Origin of the sequence: Mycobacterium sp. PS03-16, from assembly GCF_004570325.1 — a bacterium.
Lineage (GTDB): Bacteria > Actinomycetota > Actinomycetes > Mycobacteriales > Mycobacteriaceae > Mycobacterium.
Genome location: NZ_SPQO01000040.1, coordinates 1 through 20,611, shown reverse-complemented (window position 1 = coordinate 20,611; position 20,611 = coordinate 1). Strand labels below are relative to the sequence as shown.

General features: G+C 68.5%; 16 protein-coding genes and 2 pseudogenes. 12 read left to right on the top strand and 6 right to left on the bottom strand.

The window, feature by feature from the left end:
* Nucleotides 1-67 precede the first annotated feature (67 nt).
* The 5 genes from E4P42_RS23325 (at nt 68) to groL (ending at nt 6,459) form a co-directional block, all read left to right on the top strand.
* The gene (locus E4P42_RS23325; RefSeq protein WP_135128518.1) at nt 68-2,335 is read left to right on the top strand and encodes a propanediol/glycerol family dehydratase large subunit; all 2,268 of its coding nucleotides are present in this window, start codon (nt 68-70) and stop codon (nt 2,333-2,335) included.
* On the top strand, nt 2,332-2,691 hold the full coding sequence (locus E4P42_RS23320) for a diol dehydratase small subunit (protein WP_135128516.1): 360 nt from the start codon (nt 2,332-2,334) through the stop codon (nt 2,689-2,691). Before E4P42_RS23325 ends, E4P42_RS23320 begins: the two co-directional genes overlap by 4 nt.
* Nucleotides 2,688-4,295, top strand: coding sequence for a diol dehydratase reactivase ATPase-like domain-containing protein (locus E4P42_RS23315; protein ID WP_135128514.1), 1,608 nt, complete (start codon nt 2,688-2,690; stop codon nt 4,293-4,295). Before E4P42_RS23320 ends, E4P42_RS23315 begins: the two co-directional genes overlap by 4 nt.
* A 160-nt stretch (nt 4,296-4,455) precedes the next feature.
* Nucleotides 4,456-4,758 (top strand): co-chaperone GroES, encoded by a 303-nt coding sequence (groES, locus tag E4P42_RS23310; RefSeq protein WP_069416845.1) that lies wholly within the window; start codon nt 4,456-4,458, stop codon nt 4,756-4,758.
* A gap of 78 nt (nt 4,759-4,836) precedes the next feature.
* Nucleotides 4,837-6,459, top strand: coding sequence for a chaperonin GroEL (gene groL / locus E4P42_RS23305; RefSeq protein WP_135128512.1), 1,623 nt, complete (start codon nt 4,837-4,839; stop codon nt 6,457-6,459).
* Here the strand turns inward: groL and E4P42_RS23300 are convergent.
* The 3 genes from E4P42_RS23300 to E4P42_RS23290 all read right to left on the bottom strand — a co-directional run bounded on the left by E4P42_RS23300 (nt 6,377) and on the right by E4P42_RS23290 (nt 10,638).
* A complete protein-coding gene (locus tag E4P42_RS23300; protein ID WP_135128510.1) occupies nt 6,377-7,288 on the bottom strand; it encodes an enoyl-CoA hydratase in 912 nt (303 codons plus the stop codon). The genes groL and E4P42_RS23300 overlap by 83 nt on opposite strands.
* 10 nt (nt 7,289-7,298) lie before the next feature.
* Nucleotides 7,299-8,948, bottom strand: a complete 1,650-nt coding sequence (locus E4P42_RS23295) for an acyl-CoA synthetase (protein ID WP_135128508.1) — start codon at nt 8,946-8,948, stop codon at nt 7,299-7,301.
* Nucleotides 8,949-9,087: 139 nt separating this feature from the next.
* Nucleotides 9,088-10,638 (bottom strand): alpha/beta hydrolase, encoded by a 1,551-nt coding sequence (locus tag E4P42_RS23290; protein WP_245234186.1) that lies wholly within the window; start codon nt 10,636-10,638, stop codon nt 9,088-9,090.
* 212 nt (nt 10,639-10,850) lie between these two features.
* Here E4P42_RS23290 and E4P42_RS23285 point away from each other — a divergent pair, with 212 nt between their 5' ends.
* On the top strand, nt 10,851-13,211 hold the full coding sequence (locus tag E4P42_RS23285; protein ID WP_135128506.1) for an arylsulfatase: 2,361 nt from the start codon (nt 10,851-10,853) through the stop codon (nt 13,209-13,211).
* Nucleotides 13,212-13,405: 194 nt separating this feature from the next.
* On the opposite strand, the gene E4P42_RS27510 is transcribed toward E4P42_RS23285, so the two are convergent.
* Nucleotides 13,406-14,143 carry a DUF1460 domain-containing protein gene (locus tag E4P42_RS27510; protein ID WP_245234188.1) on the bottom strand — a complete coding sequence of 246 codons (738 nt, stop codon included), beginning with the start codon at nt 14,141-14,143 and terminating at the stop codon, nt 13,406-13,408.
* Nucleotides 14,132-15,028, bottom strand: a pseudogene (locus E4P42_RS27505) (transglycosylase SLT domain-containing protein); the annotation flags it as partial. The pseudogene E4P42_RS27505 and the gene E4P42_RS27510, both read right to left, overlap by 12 nt.
* Nucleotides 15,029-15,161: 133 nt before the next feature.
* On the opposite strand from E4P42_RS27505, the gene E4P42_RS23275 reads away from it, so the two are divergent.
* The 5 genes from E4P42_RS23275 (at nt 15,162) to E4P42_RS23255 (ending at nt 19,648) form a co-directional block, all read left to right on the top strand.
* The gene (locus E4P42_RS23275) at nt 15,162-16,019 is read left to right on the top strand and encodes an alpha/beta fold hydrolase (protein WP_135128546.1); all 858 of its coding nucleotides are present in this window, start codon (nt 15,162-15,164) and stop codon (nt 16,017-16,019) included.
* 18 nt (nt 16,020-16,037) lie between these two features.
* Nucleotides 16,038-16,640, top strand: coding sequence for an HD domain-containing protein (locus E4P42_RS23270; RefSeq protein WP_135128502.1), 603 nt, complete (start codon nt 16,038-16,040; stop codon nt 16,638-16,640).
* Nucleotides 16,637-17,551, top strand: a complete 915-nt coding sequence (locus E4P42_RS23265) for a DUF4349 domain-containing protein (protein ID WP_135128500.1) — start codon at nt 16,637-16,639, stop codon at nt 17,549-17,551. Before E4P42_RS23270 ends, E4P42_RS23265 begins: the two co-directional genes overlap by 4 nt.
* A 226-nt stretch (nt 17,552-17,777) precedes the next feature.
* Nucleotides 17,778-18,833 carry a 3-deoxy-7-phosphoheptulonate synthase gene (locus E4P42_RS23260; protein ID WP_135128544.1) on the top strand — a complete coding sequence of 352 codons (1,056 nt, stop codon included), beginning with the start codon at nt 17,778-17,780 and terminating at the stop codon, nt 18,831-18,833.
* Nucleotides 18,834-18,898: 65 nt separating this feature from the next.
* The gene (locus E4P42_RS23255; RefSeq protein WP_135128498.1) at nt 18,899-19,648 is read left to right on the top strand and encodes an SDR family oxidoreductase; all 750 of its coding nucleotides are present in this window, start codon (nt 18,899-18,901) and stop codon (nt 19,646-19,648) included.
* Between the two features lie 49 nt (nt 19,649-19,697).
* On the opposite strand, the gene E4P42_RS23250 is transcribed toward E4P42_RS23255, so the two are convergent.
* Nucleotides 19,698-19,988: a WhiB family transcriptional regulator gene (locus E4P42_RS23250; RefSeq protein ID WP_135128497.1), complete on the bottom strand. Its 291-nt coding sequence runs from the start codon at nt 19,986-19,988 to the stop codon at nt 19,698-19,700.
* A gap of 399 nt (nt 19,989-20,387) precedes the next feature.
* Here E4P42_RS23250 and E4P42_RS23245 point away from each other — a divergent pair.
* Nucleotides 20,388-20,611, top strand: a pseudogene (locus E4P42_RS23245) (hypothetical protein); the annotation flags it as partial.

The window sequence follows — 20,611 nt, the reverse complement described above, 5'->3', positions numbered from 1 at the left end:
TAGCAAGTTGTTGGAAGGACGGTGTTCGCCGTTGCTCGCCCGGTAGCTCGGTCCGATGCTGTGTTACATGCACCCCGATAGTCCCGCACCCGAACCGGACCACCGGTTGGGGCGCATCCGCCTGCTCGACCAGCAGCGCGTGAACCTGGACGGGTTCGCCGAACCGGACCCGGAACTGGGCATGGTCTCCCACCTTTCGCCCCATGACCCGCAACCGTCGTGGGTCGTCGACGACGACGGCACCGTGCTCGAGATGGACGGCACGCGCGTCGCGGACTTCGACACGATCGACGAGTTCATCGTGAGGTATGCCATCGACCACGCCGAGGCCCCGCGCTCGATGGCGATGAGCGAGAACTCGCTGGCCCGCATGATCGTCGACACGAGCGTGCCGCGGGACGACGTCCTGCGGATCTGCGGGGGGCTGACCCCGGCGAAGATGGCCCGCGTCGTCGCGACGCTGCATCCCGTCGAGATCCAGATGGCGATGATGAAGATGCGTGCCCGCCGCACCCCCGCCAATCAGGCCCACGTCACCAATCGGCTCGACGACCCGCTGCTCATCGCGGCCGACGCGGCCACCGCCGTCGTCTACGGCTTCCGCGAGCTGGAGGCGACCGTCCCCGTGCTCGACGACGCCCCGGCCGTCGCCATCGGGCTGCTCATCGGCTCGCAGGTGCCCGCACCCGGCGCATTGACCCAATGTTCGGTCGAGGAGGCCCGGGAACTGGAACTCGGTGTGCGCGGGTTGGTGTCCTACGCCGAGACCGTCTCGGTCTACGGCACCGAGCAGGTCTTCGTCGACGGTGATGACACTCCGTGGTCCAAGGCGTTCCTGACGTCGGCGTACGCGTCCCGCGGGATCAAGATGCGACTGTCGAGCGGGGCCGGCTCCGAAGTGCTGATGGGACAGGCCGAGCGCAAGTCGATGAACTACCTGGAGGCCCGGTGCGTGGCGTTGGCGAAGGGCATCGGTGCACAGGGCGTGCAGAACGGCGGGATCGATGGCGCATCGATCACGGCCTCGGTGCCCGGCGGCGTCAGGGAGTTGATCGCCGAGAACCTCATGGTCATGCTCCGTGGGCTCGAGTCCTGCAGCGGCAACGACACGTTGGTGTCCGAATCGACGATGCGCCGCACCAGCCGGACCCTGCCGGTGCTGTTGTCCGGATCCGACTTCATCTTCTCCGGATTCGGCTCGGTCGTCGCGTACGACAACATGTTCGGGCCGTCGAACTTCAACGCCGCAGACCTCGACGACTATCTGGTGATGCAACGGGACTGGGGAGTCGACGGTGGCCTGCGCTCGGTCGACCCGACCACGCTGGAGGCCATGCGCAGGCAGGCCGCCGAGGCCACGCGTGCGGTGTTCGAGTACCTCGGCCTGGCTGACTTCGACGACGATCACGTGGAAGCCGTTGTGGGCGCAGTCGGTTCGAAGGATCTGCCAGACACCGATGGGGTGGCCGTGCTGAGTGCCGCCAGGATGATCGACCAGACGGGCCTCACGGTGATCGACGTCGTCACCGCGCTCGCCGAGACGGGCTTCTCCGACCTCGCCGACCGCGTACTGGCGATGGCCCGAGCCCGGGTCACCGGTGAGTATCTGCAGGTGGCCGCGATCTTCGACGAAGAGATGAACGTGCTGTCGGCACTGGAGGATCCGAACGATTATCGCGGACCCGGGACGGGTTACCGCCCGACCGCGCAACGTCAAGCGCAGATCGACGCCGTGCGACAGGCGCGCTCGGTGACCGATCTGGTCACAGAACAGGCGACGTTCGCGCAGCCCGACCGCTTGCTGGTACTCGGTTCGGCGGAGGTGGGTGTGGACCCGCGCGAAGTCGTCGTCGGCGTGTCGCCGGCATTCGGCGTCAGGCTGTTTCGCACGCTGTCGGGCATGACCATCTACGACGCGCTGGAGCAGATCCTGGCCGGCCTCGAAGAGGAGCGGTGCGTGCCTCGGCTGGTGCGCGTCGCCGACAGCATCGACCTCGGCTCCATCGGCAAGTCCGCAGCGCGGCTGGCGGGGTCCGGGATCGGGGTGGGGTTGCAGGCCAAAGGCACGACGCTCATCCACCGTCGCGACCTTCCACCGCTGGCCAACCTCGAACTGCTCAGCGTTGCGCCCTTGATCACACCGGAGATGTACCGGCTCATCGGCATCAACGCCGGCAGGCACGCGAAGGGGGCGACGCCCGCCCCGATGCGCAATGCCTACACCGACGAAGCCATCACCGCTCGCTATCACACCCGGGTCGTGTCGATGGTCGCCATCGAGCGCCGGGAGTGCACACCGGGTGGTACCGCCGTCGACATGGAGTTCAAGCGATGACCGCTCATTCGCATTCCGGCCGTAGCGTCACCGACGTCACCGTCGAGGCCGCCTGCAACGGCGATTTGGCCCTCGACGACATCCGGATCAGTCGGGAGCAGCTGCTGGTGCAGGCGGAGCACGCCGAACGTGCCGGGTCGGTGCAGCTGGGGATGAACCTGCGGCGGGCTGCCGAGATGACGGCGCTCAGCCCACAGGAGATGCTGTCGGCGTACGAGGCGCTGCGGCCCGGCCGTTCCACGTTCGCCGAGCTCGACGAGCTGGCGGATCGGTTGGCCGCGCAGCAGGCGCCCGTCTGCGCCGCGCTGGTGCGCGAGGCGGCGGCGGTCTACCGGCGGCGCGGCCTGCTGCGATGACCGTCTGGGCCGGGGTCGACATCGGCAACGCCACAACGGAGGTGGTGCTCTGCCGCGCGAGCCCGGACGTCGTCGTGGTGGCCAGCGCACGCACTCCCACGCGCGGCGGCAAAGGATCGGTGCGGGCGATCCAGGGTGCCGCCCAGCTGGTGCGGCGGTTGGCCGAATCGCATGACGTGGTGGTGGACCGGGCGGCCTTCGCGCCGACGCCGCCCGTGAACTCGGCGGTCGAGCGGGTGCGGTTGCCGACTCGCAGTACCGGCCGGCTCACGATCGCGTTGCGGTCGGCGGCGACCACTGCGGGCGACGCGAGCGGAGTCGGGGTGCCGGTGCCGGTTCAAGACCTCGACAACGTGGACCCGGGCCACCCCGTCGTGGTCTGTGCGGGCCCGGAGTGGGGTTACGGCGCCGTTGCGGCCGCCGTCAATGCGGCGGTCGCGGCCGGGCGGGAGGTCGTCGCCGTGCTCACCGCCAACGACGAGGCCGTGCTGGTGTCAAACCGGTTGCAGACGGGCCTGCCGGTGGTCGACGACGTCGACGTCGAACGGCTGTTGTCGGCGACGCTCGTGGCAGTCGAGGTCCGCGAGGGCGTGGGACCGCTGCGACGGCTCTCCGACCCGTTCTGGCTCGCCGACGCACTCCGATTGCGCGACGACGAACGCGGTGATGCTCGCGCCGTGGCCGAGGAACTGTTCGACAGCGTGTGTGCCGTCGTCTCGCTCGACGACGCCCCGGTCGCCCCGGTCGCCGAGTCGGCCACCGCGTCCCCCGATCCGGAGGCACCCGACGGGTCGGCGTACGCCGTCCACCTCGCCGACATCGCCGCGCACGCGAATACGCGCCGCGGGTCGGTGGCGACCGACAGCCTCGTGGTGGCCACGATGGGTGGCGCGGGTCGACTTCCCGCAGATGCCGATGTGCTGGCCACGGCCCTCGGCGTTCCCGTGACGCGGGTGGTCTCCGAGGCCGCGGCGGCGCGGGCCGGCGGTCTGACCACGCCGGGCGTCACACCCGACGTCGTCGTGGTGGACGTCGGCGGGGGGACGGTCGACGTCGTCCCCGAAAAAGCGCACGTCGTTCTCGCCGGTGCCGGCCAGCTTCTCACGACCGCTACGGCAGCCGCTCTGAACGTGTCCAGGAGCGTGGCCGAGTATGCCAAGCGTGCCGAAGCGGTCACCGCGGTCACCGTGCAGCTCGTGGAAGACGAGCACGGGCGGCGACGCTTCCTCGACGCGCCGCTCGACGGCCGTAACACCGGGTGGCTGCTGACCGCGGCACCGAGTGGCTGGCTGCCGTTCACGGCACGACTGTCGGCAGCGGAGTGGCGCAGCTGGCGGCTCGCGGCCAAACAACAGATCATCGGCGGCAACGTCGCCCGAGGTATCGAGCGGGCGGCACCGACGGCGACCGGAATACTGCTGGTCGGCGGGGGCGCCGGTGACGACGAGCTCGTCCGGGCGCTCAGCGAACGGTTCGGTTCCGGCGTCACCGTCGGGCGTGGCAACGTCGCTGGTCGGCTGGGCCACCGGTTCGCCGTCGCGTACGGGCTCGTCACCCTGGCGACCGCCGATCCCGACCCGCACCCGCCCAGCCTTGAGTGCTAGCACTCGCATGTATAGAGTGCTAGGTGGCAGGCGGCCAACCCGGTGTCGGCACCCGCGACGACGGCGCACGGGCCCGGACGCATGCCGAACACCTGGTAAGACACTGAACCCAGGTCCCGGACCAACCCGGACCTACACCGAACTAGTGGAGGGCTCCATCGTGGCGAGCGTGAACATCAAGCCACTCGAGGACAAGATCCTCGTTCAGGCCAACGAGGCCGAGACCACGACCGCTTCCGGTCTGGTCATCCCGGACACCGCCAAGGAGAAGCCGCAGGAAGGCACCGTCGTCGCCGTCGGCCCCGGCCGCTGGGACGACGAGGGCGAGAAGCGGATTCCGCTGGACGTCGCCGAGGGTGACACCGTCATCTACAGCAAGTACGGCGGCACCGAGATCAAGTACAACGGCGAGGAGTACCTGATCCTGTCGGCCCGCGACGTGCTGGCGGTCGTCAACAAGTAAGCACCCATGTCCGCCCCGGTGATCTCCCGCGCTCAGACGCGGAAGGTCCCGGGGCGGCGTGCTTAGAAGAGAGCAGACATGAGCAAGCAGATCGAATTCAACGAAACTGCGCGCCGCGCAATGGAAGTCGGTGTGGACAAGCTCGCCGACGCGGTCAAGGTCACGCTCGGTCCGCGCGGTCGCAACGTGGTGCTGGCCAAGTCGTGGGGCGGCCCGACCGTCACCAACGACGGCGTCACCATCGCCCGCGAGATCGACCTCGAGGACCCGTTCGAGAACCTCGGCGCCCAGCTGGTCAAGTCGGTCGCCACCAAGACCAACGACGTCGCCGGTGACGGCACCACCACCGCCACCGTGCTGGCCCAGGCGCTGGTGAAGGCGGGTCTGCGCAACGTCGCCGCCGGTGCCAACCCGATCGCGCTGGGCGTCGGCATCAGCAAGGCCGCCGACGCTGTGTCGGAGGCGCTGCTCGCCGCGGCCACCCCGGTCGACGACAAGTTGGCCATCGCCCAGGTGGCGACCGTGTCGTCGCGCGACGAGCAGATCGGTGAGCTGGTCGGCGAGGCGATGACCAAGGTCGGCCACGACGGTGTCGTCACCGTCGAGGAGTCCTCGACGATGAATACCGAACTGGAGATCACCGAGGGCGTCGGCTTCGACAAGGGCTTCCTGTCGGCGTACTTCGTCACCGACTTCGACACGCAGGAAGCGGTGCTCGAGGACACGCTGGTGCTGCTGCACCGCGACAAGATCAGCTCGCTGCCCGACCTGTTGCCGCTGCTGGAGAAGGTGGCCGAGGCCGGTAAGCCGCTGCTGATCATCGCCGAGGACATCGAGGGTGAGGCGCTGTCCACGCTGGTGGTCAACGCGATCCGCAAGACGCTGAAGGCCGTTGCGGTCAAGGCGCCGTTCTTCGGTGACCGCCGCAAGGCGTTCCTCGACGACCTCGCCATCGTCACCGGCGGTCAGGTGGTCAACCCCGACGTCGGCCTGATGCTGCGCGAGGTGGGCCTCGAGGTGCTGGGCACGGCGCGCCGTGTCGTGGTCACCAAGGACAGCACCGTGATCGTCGACGGCGGCGGCACCCAGGACGCCATCAACGACCGGGCCAAGCAGCTGCGCGCCGAGATCGAGTCCACCGACTCGGAGTGGGACCGCGAGAAGCTCGAGGAGCGGCTGGCCAAGCTGTCCGGCGGTGTCGCAGTGATCAAGGTCGGCGCGGCCACCGAGACCGACCTCAAGAAGCGCAAGGAGGCCGTCGAGGACGCGGTCGCCGCGGCCAAGGCGGCTGTCGAGGAGGGCATCGTCACCGGCGGTGGCTCCGCGCTGGTGCAGGCCCGTGCGGCCGTGCAGAAGCTGGCCGAGTCGCTCTCCGGTGACGAGGCGCTCGGGGCGGCCATGTTCAGCACGGCGCTCTCGTCGCCGCTGTACTGGATCGCCACCAACGCCGGCCTCGACGGTTCGGTGGTGGTCAACAAGGTCGCCGATCTGCCTGCGGGACAGGGCTTCAACGCCGCCACGCTGGAATTCGGCGACCTGGTCGGCCAGGGCATCGTCGACCCGGTGAAGGTGACCCGCTCCGCGGTGCTCAACGCCTCGTCGGTGGCCCGGATGGTGCTCACCACCGAAACGGCGGTCGTCGACAAGCCGGCCGAGGAAGCGGATCACGGGCACGGCCACCACCACGGCCACGCCCACTAGTAATCGGTGATTTCGGCGTGATTGGTTGCGCTGGGCGCAACCAATCACGCCGAATCCGCTTTCGGGGTGGGCGCTTCTCGATGAACGCCTGCACCCCTTCCAACGCGCTCGGGTCCATCATGTTGCAGGCCATCGTGGCGCCGGCGTCTTGGTAGGCGGACTCGATGCCCTGTTCGAGCTGGCGGTAGAACAGGGCTTTGCCCATCGCGATCGCGACGCGCGGCTTCGTGACGATGCGGGCGACCAGCGCCGCCACCTCGTCATCGAGCGCGTCGGCGGTGACGACGCGGTTGACGAGGCCCTTCGCGCAGGCCTCCTCGGCGGTGACGAAGTCGCCGGTGACCAGCATCTCGAAGGCCGTCTTGCGCGGCACATTCCGCGCCAGCGCCACCCCCGGCGTCGCGCAGAACAATCCCACGTTGATGCCACTGACCGCGAAGCGCGCATCGCGGCTGGCCACCGCGAGGTCGCACATCGCGACGAGCTGGCAGCCCGCCGCGGTCGCGAGGCCGTGCACGCGCGCGATCACCGGCACGGGCAGGCGCTGGATCGTGAGCATGACGGCCGAGCACCGGGCGAACAGTTCCCGGTAGTACTCGAGTGACGGTTCGGCCCGCATCTCCTTGAGATCGTGGCCGGCGCAGAACGCCTTACCCGACGCCCCGAGCACCACGGCGCGGACGGACTCGTCCCTGGCGAGCTCCTCGAAAGCACCGCTGAGCGCGGCGAGCATCTTCTCCGAGAGCGCGTTGAACGCCTGTGGGCGGTTCAGGGTGAGGGTGACGACGCCGCGCTGGTCGCGGTCGTGCAGCAGCAGTGGTTCTTCCATCGTCGACACCTCACTCGATCGTCGCCACGCTCTTCGCGCGTTCGCGCAACGGGAACTTCTGGATCTTGCCGGTGGAGGTCTTGGGGATGGGCTCGAAACGAATCACCCTCGGCACCTTGTACTTCGCGAGAAGTTGCCTGCAGTGGGCGATCAGTTCGTCCGCCGTGGCGGTTGCCTCCGGTTTGAGCTCGATGTACGCCATCGGTGTCTCACCCCACTTGTCGTGCGGCATCGCCACCACCGCGCACGCCTGTACGGCGGGGTGCTGATACAGCGCGTCTTCGACCTCGAGCGAGCTGATGTTCTCTCCGCCCGAGATGATGATGTCCTTACTGCGGTCCTTGATCTTCACGTAGCGGTCCGGCTCGAGCACCGCCAGGTCGCCGGTGTGGAACCATCCGCCGGCGAAGGCCTGCTCGGTGGCCGACCGATTCTTCAGGTACCCCTTCATCACGATGTTGCCACGGAACATGATCTCGCCCATGGCCTGCCCGTCGGCAGGAACCTCGCGCATGCTCTCGGGATCCATCACCGTCATGCCCTCCTGCAGCACATATCTGACGCCCTGTCTGCCGTTGAGGCGCGTCTGCTCGGACAGGCTCTCGGTGGCCCAGCTGTCGCGCTTGACCGCCACCGAGGCGGGCCCGTAGACCTCGGTCAGGCCGTAGACGTGGGTGATGTCGAAGCCGATGTCGGCCATACCGTCGATCATCTTGGCGGGTGGCGCGGCGGCGGCGACCATGCCGCGCACCCGCTGCCGGATCCCCGCACGCTCCCCAGCCGGCGCGCCGATGATCATGTTGTGGACGATCGGCGCGCCGCAGTAGTGGTCGACGCCGTGATCGCGCATCGCGGTGAGGATGGACGGCGCGTCCACCTGGCGCAGGCAGACATGCACGCCGCCGAGCATGGCCACCGTCCACGGGAAGCACCATCCGTTGCAATGGAACATCGGCAGCGTCCAGAGGTAGCGGGGGAAGTTCGGCATCGTCCACGTCACCGCATTGCACACCGCGTTGAGATAGGCGCCGCGGTGGTGTGTCACAACGCCCTTCGGGTCACCGGTCGTGCCCGAGGTGTAGCTGACCGCAATCGCATCCCACTCGTCGGCCGGGCCGCCGAGCCGCTCGAGTGGCGCGTGCGCGGCCAGCAGTGCCTCGTATTCGTGCGCGCCGAGGCGCTCGCCGGAGCCGATGTACTCACTGTCGCAGACGTCGATGACCATGGGACGGCGTCCGTGCTCGTCGCTCAGCATTCGCAGCGCGGGCGCCATCACGGGCGCGAACTCGCGGTCGGTGATGACGACGGCCGCTTCGCTGTGGCTCATCTGCCAGGCCAGCGCCGGCGCGTCCAGGCGAGTGTTGAGCGCGTGGATGACAGCGTTCAGCGCGGGGATCGCATACTGCGCCTCGACCATCTCAGGTGTGTTGGAGAGCATCGTCGTCACCGTCGTGCCACGACCCACGCCCAGCGCGTACAGCGCCGCGGCCAGGCGCGCCGACCGCTCGCGCAGGGTGCGCCAGTCGTAGCGTCGCGCGCCGTGGATCACGGCCGGCAGATCGCCGAAGACCTCGGCGCTGCGTTCGACGAAGCTCACCGGTGACAGTGCCGCGTAGTTCGCGCGGTTCTTGTCCAGGTGCTCATCGAAGATGCTGGTCATGTGTCCGCCCCCTTAAGGCCTGGTGGCTCCGGCGCCGCCCTCATAGCGTCCTCCCCGCGTTGCGCGAACACAACGGAGCGATTTCGGTGTGGTTGGTCGCGCCAGGCGCAACCAGGCACGCCGCTACGGAGGGCGCGGGTTAGGCCGGCGCGAAGGTCGGCACCCTCACGCCGGCGATGCACGACCGGTCGACGTCCGGCCCCGGCTGGTCGAGGAATGCGGTCATGATCGACTGGGCGCAGGCCGAGGGCGGCAGCACGCCGTGACCGAGACCGGGGAAGTGCAACACCACCGCGTTCGGAAAGCCGCCTTTGATGTCATCCACCCACGCCGGCGCGGTGCTCGCGTCGAACGTGCCGGACAGGATGAGCGTCGGCAGGTCACTCGACGCGGGCGCCCGTGCCGCAGGGTCGGACCTGCCCAGACCCCACGCGCGGCATTCATCGAACATGTAGCTGCCCGTCGGCGTGATGCGCAGAACTGAGTCGGGCAGGCCTCGCATGGCCTTTCGTGCTTCGGCCAGGGCCTGTTCGGGGGTGGTCCAGGCCGCCATCTCCTGGCAGTACGCGCCGAACGCCAATCCGGAGCCGAGCAGGCCCCACTGGTCTGGGGGCAGGTCGCCCGCGGCGATCCCCTCGGCGGCCAGTTGCACGTCACCGCGCGCGGCGGCGGAGATCATGCGCGGGATGTCGGTGACCTTGGTCTGGTCGGTAGTCCAGGCGACGATGAGTGACACGAGCTTGAAGCCGTCGACGGTGACTGCGAGGGGGCGCCCGTTCGTACCGGTCACGGTGACATCGGCGGGCGCCTGGTTCAGCGCATTGACTGCCGTGGTGAATTGGGCCGTCACATCAGGATACCGAGCGGCACAAGCGGATTCGGTTGTGCAAGCCTGCGCGATCGCGGCCAGACTGCTCGCCGGGGCTTGCCACCACCGGTCCACCAGGTTCTCGCCCACCGGCACGACCGAGTCGAGGACCACTGAGCGGACACCGTCGGGATGATCTCGCAGGACCTGCTGTGCCAGATCGGTGCCGTACGACACCCCGTACAGATTCCACTCCTCGATGCCCAGCGCCACTCGCAGGTCGGCGACGTCCGCGGCGTTCTCGAGTGAGTTGTAGGCGGCGAAGTCCGCCCCGGTCGGCGCCAACCGCTCCCGGCAGGACGCGACGGATTCGGCGTCGCGCCGCGCGGTCGACTGCTCCGTGTAAACCAGTCCAATTGCCTGCGAGGCGAATTCGTCCGTCTCGGGGCACGGGAGAAACGGGTCGCTGTGGATCGTCCCCCGGGGGTTGAGGAAGATGACGTCGCGATCGGTGTTCATTCCGCCGGCGATCACGCCCGGAGCGCTCAATGTCCCGGCGCCGCCGGGACCACCCGCCAGATAGACGATCGGATCCGGGGCGGGCGCGTCGCTGACAGCCCGCGCCCGAGCCACCAGAAGCTTGATCGTGCGGCCGCCCGGTGCGCGCCGATTCTCCGGGACGGTCAAGTAGCCGCAGGTGTACTCCGGTCCCAGGTCGGCTGCGGGCACTCCCGGGTAGTTGGGGCGAGGACATGGCGCCGCCTCGTAGTACGGCGCCTGCGGCTCGTTACTCGTCTCACCACAGGCCGTCACACCGCCGGCGACCACGGCCACGAGCAGCAGACAGGCAGTCGAGCGACATCCAGTGAAGCGCATCGCCATGCCCTTCGTCGGCCAGCCCCCGTGCTTTCGGACACCAGCAGTCTCCCAAGCATCGACTGCCGAACCTGGGATATTCGGCAAATCCTGCGGTATCCGTCCGCGGTGAGGTCCTCAGTTCTACAGTCGGCTCGTCTACCTGGACGACGACGGGCAGCCGGACTCGCGAGCAGCGCGTGCGGCTGGGCGTCTGTGCTGCCGCGGGGAGGAACGCCATGACGTCACGGACCCACCTGCCAGTTCCCAGCGCACCCCGAACCGGGCCGATCACCTATGACGCCAAGGACCCGGACACGACATATCCCCCCATCGAGCGAATCCGCCCACCCGACGGCGCGCCCAACATTCTGCTGATCCTGCTCGACGACGTGGGCTTCGGCGCGTCGAGTGCATTCGGCGGGCCGTGCCGTACGCCGACCGCCGAGCGATTGGCAGCCGAAGGACTGCGGTACAACCGATTCCACACGACCGCCCTGTGCTCGCCGACCCGCCAGGCGCTTCTGACCGGGCGCAACCATCACACGGTCGGGATGGGTGGCATCACCGAGATCGCGACCGGATCGCCCGGTTACAGCTCCGTCCTGCCGAACACGATGTCGCCGATCGCCCGGACGTTGAAACTCAATGGATACAACACCGCTCAGTTCGGTAAGTGTCACGAGGTGCCGGTATGGGAGACCAGTCCCGTCGGCCCATTCGACGCGTGGCCCTCCGGAGGAGGTGGCTTCGAGTACTTCTATGGGTTCATCGGTGGCGAGGCCAATCAGTGGTACCCGAGCCTGTACGAAGGCACCACACCGGTCGAGGTCGATCGGACACCCGAAGAGGGTTACCACTTCATGGACGACATGACCGACAGGACCATCGCGTGGATCGGTCAGCAGAAGGCGCTCGCGCCCGACACGCCGTTCTTCGTCTATTTCGCGCCCGGCGCCACCCACGCCCCACATCACGTGCCCAAGGAATGGGCCGACCGCTATGCCGGTGAGTTCGACGACGGGTGGGATCGCCTGCGGGAAAGAACGTTCGAGCGCCAGAAAGAGCTGGGTGTGATCCCGGCGGATTGTCGGCTCACTGAACTGCACAGCGAGATCCCCGCGTGGGACGACATCGACGACGACCTCAAACCGGTGCTGCGCCGGCAGATGGAGGTGTATGCGGGGTTCCTCGAGTACACCGACCACCACGTCGGTCGGCTGATCGACAGCCTCGAGCGGTTGGGCGCCCTCGACGACACGCTGGTCTTCTACATCATCGGCGACAACGGTGCGTCGGCCGAGGGCACACCGCACGGCACCTTCAACGAGATGCTGCCGTTCAACGGGATGGAAGCCATCGAGACCCCGGAATTCCTGCGCTCGCGGATCGACGATCTCGGCGGCCCGCAGTCCTACAACCACTACGCGGTCGGCTGGGCGCACGCGATGGACACCCCGTTTCAGTGGACCAAGCAGGTGGCGTCCCACTGGGGTGGCACGCGCAACGGCACGATAGTGCACTGGCCGAAGCGCATCCGTGCCAAAGGGGAGATGCGGTGGCAGTTTCACCATGTCATCGACGTCGCCCCGACCCTGCTGGAAGCCGCGGGTCTCCCCGAGCCGCTGTTCGTCAACGGTGTTCAGCAGCATCCCATCGAGGGGGTGAGCATGCTGTACTCCTTCGACGACGCCGAGGCCGCCGACCGGCACGAGACGCAGTACTTCGAGATGCTCGGCAACCGCGGCATCTATCACAAGGGCTGGACGGCCGTCACCAAGCACAGCACGCCTTGGGTCCTGGTCGGGCAACAGAAGCCCGCCTTCGACGACGACATTTGGGAGCTCTACGACACCACCAGCGACTGGTCGCAGGCCCAGGATCTGTCGGAGCAGTTCCCGGAGAAGCTGCGAGAACTGCAGCGGCTGTGGCTGATCGAGGCGACCCGGCACAACGTGCTGCCCCTCGACGACGACACCGCCACCCGGTTCAACTCCGACATCGCCGGTAGGCCGGTGCTCATCAGAGGAAGCACCCAGCTGCTGTTTGCAGGTATGGGGCACCTCTCGGAGAACTGCGTGCTCAACCTCAAGAACAAGTCGCACTCCGTGAGCGCCGAGATCGTGGTACCCGACGGGGGCGCCGAGGGTGTCATCGTCGCCCAGGGCGCCAATATCGGCGGCTGGAGCCTGTACGTCAAGGACGGGAAGCTCAAGTACTGCTACAACCTCGGCGGCATCGAGCACTACTTCGTCGAGGCCGCCGAGCCGCTGTCACCCGGCGAGCATCAGGTGCGGATGGAATTCGACTACTCCGGTGAGGGTATGGGCAAGGGTGGCACGGTCACCCTTTACACCGATGGCCGCAAGGTCGGCGAAGGCACGGTCGAGGCGACGCTGGCGATCGTCTACTCGGCCGACGACGGCTGCGACGTCGGGCGAGACGGCGGGGCGGCCGTATCGCCCGACTACCGCGCGGGCGACAACGCGTTCACCGGACGCGTCAAAGGCGTCCAACTCGCGATTGCCGACGCCGCGCAGGCCGAGGGGCACCGCGTGGACCCCGAGCAGGCGCTGCGCGTCGCCATGGCGAGGCAATGACGCTGCCGCAGAAGGTTTATGGACCGCTGAGAAACGCGACCGATCTATGGTCGCCCTTCCAGTATGGACTTCAGTCTTGCGAGGTCCTTGAGATTCGCGCGCCTCATCGCCAGCGACAATGGCCTCGGCGTCTCCGCCTGATGTGGATTCGGCGTGATCGGTCGCGGCAGGCGCAACCAACCACGCCGAAATCGCTACTGAACCGGGCGCAGCACGACGATCCCGGGGATGGTCCGCAGGTAATCGGGCAGTGGCGTGTCGACCACCTTGTTGTCGGCGTCCAGTGAGGACGCGTTGCGCAGGACGGGGCCGGCAGGTGTGTCGATGAAGATGCCGACGTGCGTGACGTCGAGGCCACCGTCTTCGGCGTAGGCGCCGATGTAGTCGCCGGTGCGCAGCCGGCTCAGCACCCCACCGTCGACCCGCGCGCTGGGAATGTAGGACACGGTTCGCGAGACCACCGGGAGTCCGGGCAGATACACCCCGCCGCCGTCCTTCTGGTTGAGGTTCTTCGGCACGGCGATGGCGGGGCCGAGGCTCGCGGTGACGTCGTTGGCCACCGTGGGTTTCGCCGCCGACCAGTCGGTGAAGAAGTGCCGTCGGTGGTGGAAGCCGACCACGCCGTCTTTGTAGCGGACCCGGATCAGGCCGTCGAGGAACCCGTCACGGTCGTTCGCGCGCTTGAGGGCTTCGACGTAGTCGGCGTAGGTGAAGCAGTCGACCCTCTGCAGATCGACGACGAGCTGCTCGGGCTCAGAGGCGGACCCGAGCAACGTGTCTGCGCCGTAGGGGGTTTCGAGCAACTCGCGGGACAGGACCTCGGGCCGGCCACCCGCGGCGCTGCTTTTGCGGACGGTCAGCAGGCGCTGCAGGATCTGCTCGCTGTCGGGGGAGATGCGGACGTCCGTCGGTGCCGGCGCGTGCGCCGCCAGGTAGTCGGCGACGGGGATCGGTGCGGCCGCCGAGTACCCGACGGGTAGCAGCACGTCACCGGCCGAGGTGTTGTAGTACACCTCCCACCGGTGGAAGCCCTCGAACGCGACAGGGTCGGCCGCCATCACCGCCGCGTACGCGTTGACCGCTCGCACATAGTTGTTCGAGTTGTTGTACCGGTACAGGGCGTGGTCGCGGTTGTGGGCGAAGTCGTTGGCGGCCAGGTAGCGGCCGGCGGCCATGATGCTGTCGCGCGGCGAACGGATGTCGCCGCCCGCCCCGTAGGCCGCGAACGTCGCGGGCATGAACTGCATCGGACCCTGGGCGCCGGCGGTGCTCACCCCGGCGATCCGCCCGAACGCGGTCTCGATGAAGTTGATCGCCGCCAGATGCGGCCATCCGACGCCGAACTCCGCTTCCGCCTCGCGGTAGTAGCGCAGGAGTTCGTCGGCCGGCGTCGGCGGGACGATGCGCCACGCAGGCACCGTGGTGCTGGCACGCTTGCTCATCGCGCTGAGCTGCCGGCGCGCGTCCACATTGCGGTCGTAGGCGGCCAGCAGGGGCTGCGGGATCCGCGGGCGCACGATCGGATCCCATTCGGGGTGGCGCCCCAGGATGCGATAGGTCCGCTGCTGACGGTGCGCCGCCGCGGACTTCACCGCCTCCGGCGACGCCGTGTCGCGCAGTGCCGTGTCGTCGGCGACCAGGTCGTCGGCCAATCGGGCGGGGTCGGACGCCAGCGGCCGATGCGCCGGGTCGGGCGCCGATGACGTCGGCGACGCGGGCGGCGGCGGACCGGTCGGTGGGTCCGGAGTGCTCGAGCAGCCCAGCAGTGCGCTGATCGCCGCCACGAGCAGCAGAGCGGTGGAACGCCGGATCGTCATGAGGCTCGCGGCCGCCGGCTTCAGATCACGGGTGGCGCGCATGCCCGCCATTCAAGTCGACGGGACGCCGATCGTCGACAACCGCGCGGTGAAGAACGCCACGGCCACGGTCATCGCGGCGCATGCTGACCTCATGGACCAGTACCGGCGCGGCGAGCTTGTCTTCGATGTCCTGGACGTCGGTCCTCCCGATGCGCCGGTCGTCGTCCTCCTGCATGGGTTTCCGCAGTTCAACAACAGTTGGGATGCCGTGATGAAGCGGCTGACCGCACAGGGGTACCGGTGTCTGGCGCCGAACCAGCGGGGTTACTCTCCCGGCGCGCGGCCGACGCGCCGACGGGATTACCGGCTGCGCGAGCTGGTCGACGACGCCCGCGCGCTGATCGACGCCAGCGGCGCCGAACGCGTCCATCTGGTCGGTCACGACTGGGGTGCCAACGTGGCCTGGGGCCTCGCGACCACGGTCCCGCAACGCCTCGCCTCGATGACCGTGCTGTCGGTCCCGCACCCCGCAGCAATGGTGAAGGCGTTGACGACCACCCGGCAGGCCCTTGCCTCGTGGTACGTGTACTTCTTCCAGTTGCCGAAGATTCCCGAGCGCTACCTTCTCGGCAAGGACGGGGATCCCGCAAAATTGTCGGCATTCATGCAGTCGAAGGGCAATCAACCCCCCGACGCCGCTGACCGCGATGCGCGGGCCATGGCCGAACCAGGTGTGCTGACCGCCGCCATCAACTGGTATCGCGCGCTGCCGCTGTCGAACATCCGCAGCTACCTCGCGCATGTCACGGTCCCCACGATGTACGTCTGGAGCGAGGGTGACACCGCCCTCCTCGAGCAGGGCGCCCGGGAGTGCGGCCGCTACGTTGACGGTGAATACCGGTTCGAGACGCTGCAGGGGTCGCACTGGCTCCTCGACGAGCAACCCGACGTGGTGGCGGACCTCCTGCTCGACTGGCTGTCGGCTCACCCGCTCGCGGTGGCCGGGTAAGCGCAGGACCGTCTTCACATGGCCCACTTCCCGCACACACCGGCCGCGACAGCCGCACTGTCGGTGGCCACCCGCTACTACTCGCCCGCACTGCGCAACCACTGCATCCGGTCCTACCTGTGGGGGGCGAGGTACGCCGCCGCGCACGGCATCGCATTCGACGACGAGCTGTTCTACGTCTCGGCCCTGCTTCACGACATCGGCCTCACCGATCCCTTCGACAGCCACCGGCTGCCTTTCGAGGAAGCGGGCGGGGAACTGGCCTGGGTCTTCGGCGTCGCCGCCGGCTGGGAGCCCGACCGCGCGGCCAGGGCGAACGAGATCATCGTGCTGCACATGCGTGACGACGTCTCGCCCGACGCTGACCCGGAGTCCCACCTTCTGCAGGTCGCGACCGCATGGGACGTTGTCGGACGGCGACCCGACGAGTTCCCCGCGGAAACGAGAGGGGAGATTCTCGCCGGCTATCCCCGACAGGGCTTCGGTGACGAGTTCCTGGCCTGTTTCGAAGACCAGGCGAGCCGCAAACCGGGCAGCGCCGCCGCTGCGTCGATGTCCCGCGGTGGCGCTGAACGGATCAGGGCCAATCCGCTCGACGACTGGCTAGATTCCCAGGCATGACACTGCGGTGGCGTCGCGTCCAGGTGCTGGCGGTCAGCGTGATCGCCACGGTCGGAGTGCTCACGGCCTGCGCCGGCAACCCCGAACCCTCCGCGCCCGCCGGGGGCGGCCCGGCCATGGAGACCGGTGTCGTCGCGCCGGTCCCGCAGGACGCCCCACCCGAAGCGCCGACCGACAAACGCGACGTGGTGCAGACCGCGTCGGTGCAGCTGACAGTCGCCGACCCTTCCGCGGCGGCCGACGAGGCCGCGGTGATCGTCGAGGATGCCGGCGGCCGGGTGGACGCCCGCACCGAGGACTCCGGCTCCCAGACCGGCCGGGCCAGCACCTCGGTCGTGCTGCGCGTGCCCGCCGCAGAACTCGACACGGTGGTACGCGCGCTCAAGGGGCTCGGCAAGGTCGAACTCGCCCAGACCACCTCCGAGGACGTCACCGCCCAACGCGTCGACCTCGACGCCCGGATGCGGGCGCTACAGACCTCGGTGGACCGGCTGCTGGCCATCATGCGCGACGCGCGAGACCCTGAGGCGCTGATCACCGCGGAGAACGCGCTGTCGCAGCGGCAGGCCGAACTGGACAGCCTGCGCGCCCAGCGCGACGCCCTCGGCGACCGCATCGCGTTGAGCACCGTCGACGTCACGTTCACGGCCGAACGGGTCGGCGGTCCGGCGCCCGAGTACCGGGGATTCGTCGGCCAGATCGAACGAGGCTGGGATGCACTGATTTCCGCCGTCGGCGGGGCCGTGATGCTGTTCGGCCTGCTGTTGCCCTGGCTCGCCGTGGTCGCCGTCTTCGTGGTCGTCTGCTACGCACTGACGCGGTGGCTCGGCGGCCGGCGCACACCCCGCCCCGTCGCCCCGGCGACCGTCGTCGAGGACACCGCCGAACCGCCGCCGCCGGCCAACCCGTGAGGCCCGATTTCGACCCCGCGTGCCAGTCGGTTACCCTGATCGCGTGAACATCGGTGTGAGTGCCGTCTATTGGCGCTTTATGCAGGCTCCGGGCGGAGCCGCTGAAGCGCAGCACTAAGCACGCATCCACCCGGAGCCCAGGCAGTGACCACCAGGTCGCTGCCTTTCGTCATTTCAAGGGCGCCGGATCAACGTCAAGGTGCCCACACCAGAAAGGCACCTGATCATGAACCTCGCCCCGACTGCCACGCCACCGGTGACGTCCGACCGGCGAGTCCGCGGCTTCAGCGCGATCCCCAGCCCCCACGAGGTCCTCACCGAGTTCCCGCTGGGCGCACGGCGCGCCGAGCGGGTGGCCCGCGACCGCGACGAGATCGCCGACATCCTCGCCGGCCGCGACGATCGCCTGCTGGTCGTGGTCGGTCCGTGCTCGGTGCACGATCCGGTCGCCGCGCTCGATTACGCCAGCCGGCTGATCAAGGTCGCCGAGGAGCTCGGTGACCGGCTCAAGATCGTGATGCGGGTGTACTTCGAGAAGCCGCGCACCACGATCGGCTGGAAAGGCCTGATCAACGACCCGGGGATGGACGGCACCTTCGAGGTCACCCGTGGCCTGCGCATCGCCCGTCAACTGCTGCTCGACATCATCGACATCGGCCTGCCGGTGGGGTGTGAGTTCCTCGAACCGACCAGCCCGCAGTACATCGCCGACGCGGTGGCCTGGGGCGCCATCGGGGCCCGCACCACCGAGTCGCAGGTGCACCGCCAGCTCGCGTCCGGCCTGTCGATGCCCGTCGGGTTCAAGAACGGCACCGACGGCAACATCCAGGTGGCCGTCGACGGCGTGAAGGCCGCGGCCGCCGCGCACGTCTTCTTCGGTATGGACGACATGGGGCGCGGCGCGCTGGTGAGCACGGAGGGCAACGACGACTGCCACGTGATCCTGCGCGGCGGAACCGACGGGCCGAACTACGACGCGGACACGGTCACCGCGGTGGCCGCCAAACTCACCGCCGCCGGGCTGCCGGGGCGCGTCGTGGTCGACTGCAGCCACGCCAACTCCGGCAAGGACCACATCCGCCAGGCCGAGGTCGCGGCGGAGGTGGCCCGTCAGGTGCGCGACGGGCTGCCGGTCAGCGGGGTGATGCTGGAGAGCTTCCTGGTCGGCGGAGCGCAGTCACCGGACGCCCGACCGCTCACCTACGGGCAGTCGGTGACCGACAAGTGCATGGACTGGAACGTCACCGAGCGGGTGCTGCGCGAGCTGGCCGGCCGCGGCTGACGTCGATCGGTCGAATCCCGCGCCGGCGACGCCCGGTTGTTCTACCGTGCGCATGGAGGTGCACCATGCGGATCGCAGTCGCGGGCGCCACCGGCAACATCGGTGGCCGCACGGCCTCGTTCCTCGAGGCCGGCGGGCACGACGTGGTCCGGATCAGCCGTTCGCTCGGAGTCGACCTGCTCACCGGCGAGGGGCTCGACGCGGCGCTCGCCGGTGCCGACGCGGTGGTCGACGCGATCAGTTCACCGCCGGTCAGCCCCGAGGAGACCCTGGAGTACTTCGGTACCACCACCCGCAACCTGCTCGCCGCCGAGCAGCGCGCCGGCGTCGGGCACCATGTCCTGCTGTCGATCGTGGGAATCGCGCGGATGGACGGCGGCACCGCCCACTATGTGGGCAAGCGGGAGCAGGAGCGGCTGGTCGAACAGGGCGCCGTGCCGTGGACGATCGTCCCGGCGACCCAGTTCCACGACTTCGCCGGGCTGGCCAGCAGTTGGACCGAACGCGACGGTGTCGCCACCATCGCACCGCTGCTGGTCCAGCCGATCGCCCCGGATGACATTGCGCAAGTTCTCGCCGAGATCGCGGCCGGGCCTCCGCAGGGCCGCTATGTCGACGTCGCCGGCCCCGAGACCCAGGACCTCGTCGACATGGCGCGCCGCACCAACGAGGTACTCGGTCGTCAGGTGAAGCTCGTGCCGACGTGGTCCGGTCCGCTGGACCTGTCGATGGCGGGCAATGTGCTGCTACCGGGCGAGAACGCGCGGATCGCGCCGACGACGTTCGACCAGTGGCTGGCGGCCGGCGCCCGTTAGACCAGCGCTTTGCTGCGGTCGGCGTTTCGGGCCGTTGACCTCAATCAGGTCAGGCGGTGCGGCGAATACCGCGCTTGAGCAACAACTCCCGCTCGGATTCTGACAGCCCACCCCAGATGCCGTAGGGCTCACCGACTGCCAGCGCGTGCGAACGGCACTGCGCGACGACAGGGCAGCGACGGCACATCTCCTTGGCCCGCATCTCGCGCTGGGCGCGGGCCCGGCCGCGTTCGCCGTCGGGATGGAAGAACATCGACGAGTCGACACCCCGGCAAAGACCCTGCATCTGCCAATCCCAGATATCGGCGTTCGGTCCGGGCAGCTGCTGCGGCTGAGGCATTGCGAAAACCCCTCTCAGTACACCCTTTTCGCGAACGCGATCGAGCGTGAGTCGTGGAACAGATCCGAGACCGGGTCGCCGATGACCTCTCGTGCACACAACGTAGAAGGGCAAAAGATTTTCCGTCAATAGCGTGATCATGTGCTCAATCGCATACGCCCTGCTCCAGAATTAACGTCACGTTCATTCTTGTGACTTGCCGTTGGCGCGAACTGTGGTATTCGACGTTGCTTTGGCGGTCATAAGTCGACATTTGTGCAGTTCGGGTTCGCGTGGCTGTCGTCGGAGGCGGTGCCCGCGTAACGCCGATGTAACGCGGCGAGCACCAAGAGTTAACCGGCGAGGCGGCAGCGCCGCCCGCCGGTTTGCCATCGGCGGCGTTGATAGCGTCTCGATGCCATGACCACGATCCGCGCCGTGCTCAGCGACGCCGCGTTCGGTGCCCGACCGGAACGCTGGCCGCTGCCCACGGCGACCGATCCGCACGACCGGTGGCTGCGCGCCGTCGCCGCGGGCGGGCAGGGCCGCTACGCCGCGGCGCTCGCCGACCTCGCCCACCTGTCCGGCACCGCGGCCGCCTCCGCGGCGATGAGCACCAGGGCGTCATTCCTGCGCCAGCTGGG

Bases quoted from the DNA above. Each gene is read 5' to 3' on its own strand.
- E4P42_RS23325 (WP_135128518.1), top strand. From the start codon at position 68: ATGCACCCCGATAGTCCCGCACCCGAACCGGACCACCGGTTGGGGCGC.
- E4P42_RS23320 (WP_135128516.1), top strand. From the start codon at position 2,332: ATGACCGCTCATTCGCATTCCGGCCGTAGCGTCACCGACGTCACCGTC.
- E4P42_RS23315 (WP_135128514.1), top strand. From the start codon at position 2,688: ATGACCGTCTGGGCCGGGGTCGACATCGGCAACGCCACAACGGAGGTG.
- groL (WP_135128512.1), top strand. From the start codon at position 4,837: ATGAGCAAGCAGATCGAATTCAACGAAACTGCGCGCCGCGCAATGGAA.
- E4P42_RS23300 (WP_135128510.1), bottom strand. From the start codon at position 7,288: ATGGAAGAACCACTGCTGCTGCACGACCGCGACCAGCGCGGCGTCGTC.
- E4P42_RS23295 (WP_135128508.1), bottom strand. From the start codon at position 8,948: ATGACCAGCATCTTCGATGAGCACCTGGACAAGAACCGCGCGAACTAC.
- E4P42_RS23290 (WP_245234186.1), bottom strand. From the start codon at position 10,638: ATGGCGATGCGCTTCACTGGATGTCGCTCGACTGCCTGTCTGCTGCTC.
- E4P42_RS23285 (WP_135128506.1), top strand. From the start codon at position 10,851: ATGACGTCACGGACCCACCTGCCAGTTCCCAGCGCACCCCGAACCGGG.
- E4P42_RS23275 (WP_135128546.1), top strand. From the start codon at position 15,162: ATGGACCAGTACCGGCGCGGCGAGCTTGTCTTCGATGTCCTGGACGTC.
- E4P42_RS23270 (WP_135128502.1), top strand. From the start codon at position 16,038: ATGGCCCACTTCCCGCACACACCGGCCGCGACAGCCGCACTGTCGGTG.
- E4P42_RS23265 (WP_135128500.1), top strand. From the start codon at position 16,637: ATGACACTGCGGTGGCGTCGCGTCCAGGTGCTGGCGGTCAGCGTGATC.
- E4P42_RS23260 (WP_135128544.1), top strand. From the start codon at position 17,778: ATGAACCTCGCCCCGACTGCCACGCCACCGGTGACGTCCGACCGGCGA.
- E4P42_RS23255 (WP_135128498.1), top strand. From the start codon at position 18,899: ATGCGGATCGCAGTCGCGGGCGCCACCGGCAACATCGGTGGCCGCACG.
- E4P42_RS23250 (WP_135128497.1), bottom strand. From the start codon at position 19,988: ATGCCTCAGCCGCAGCAGCTGCCCGGACCGAACGCCGATATCTGGGAT.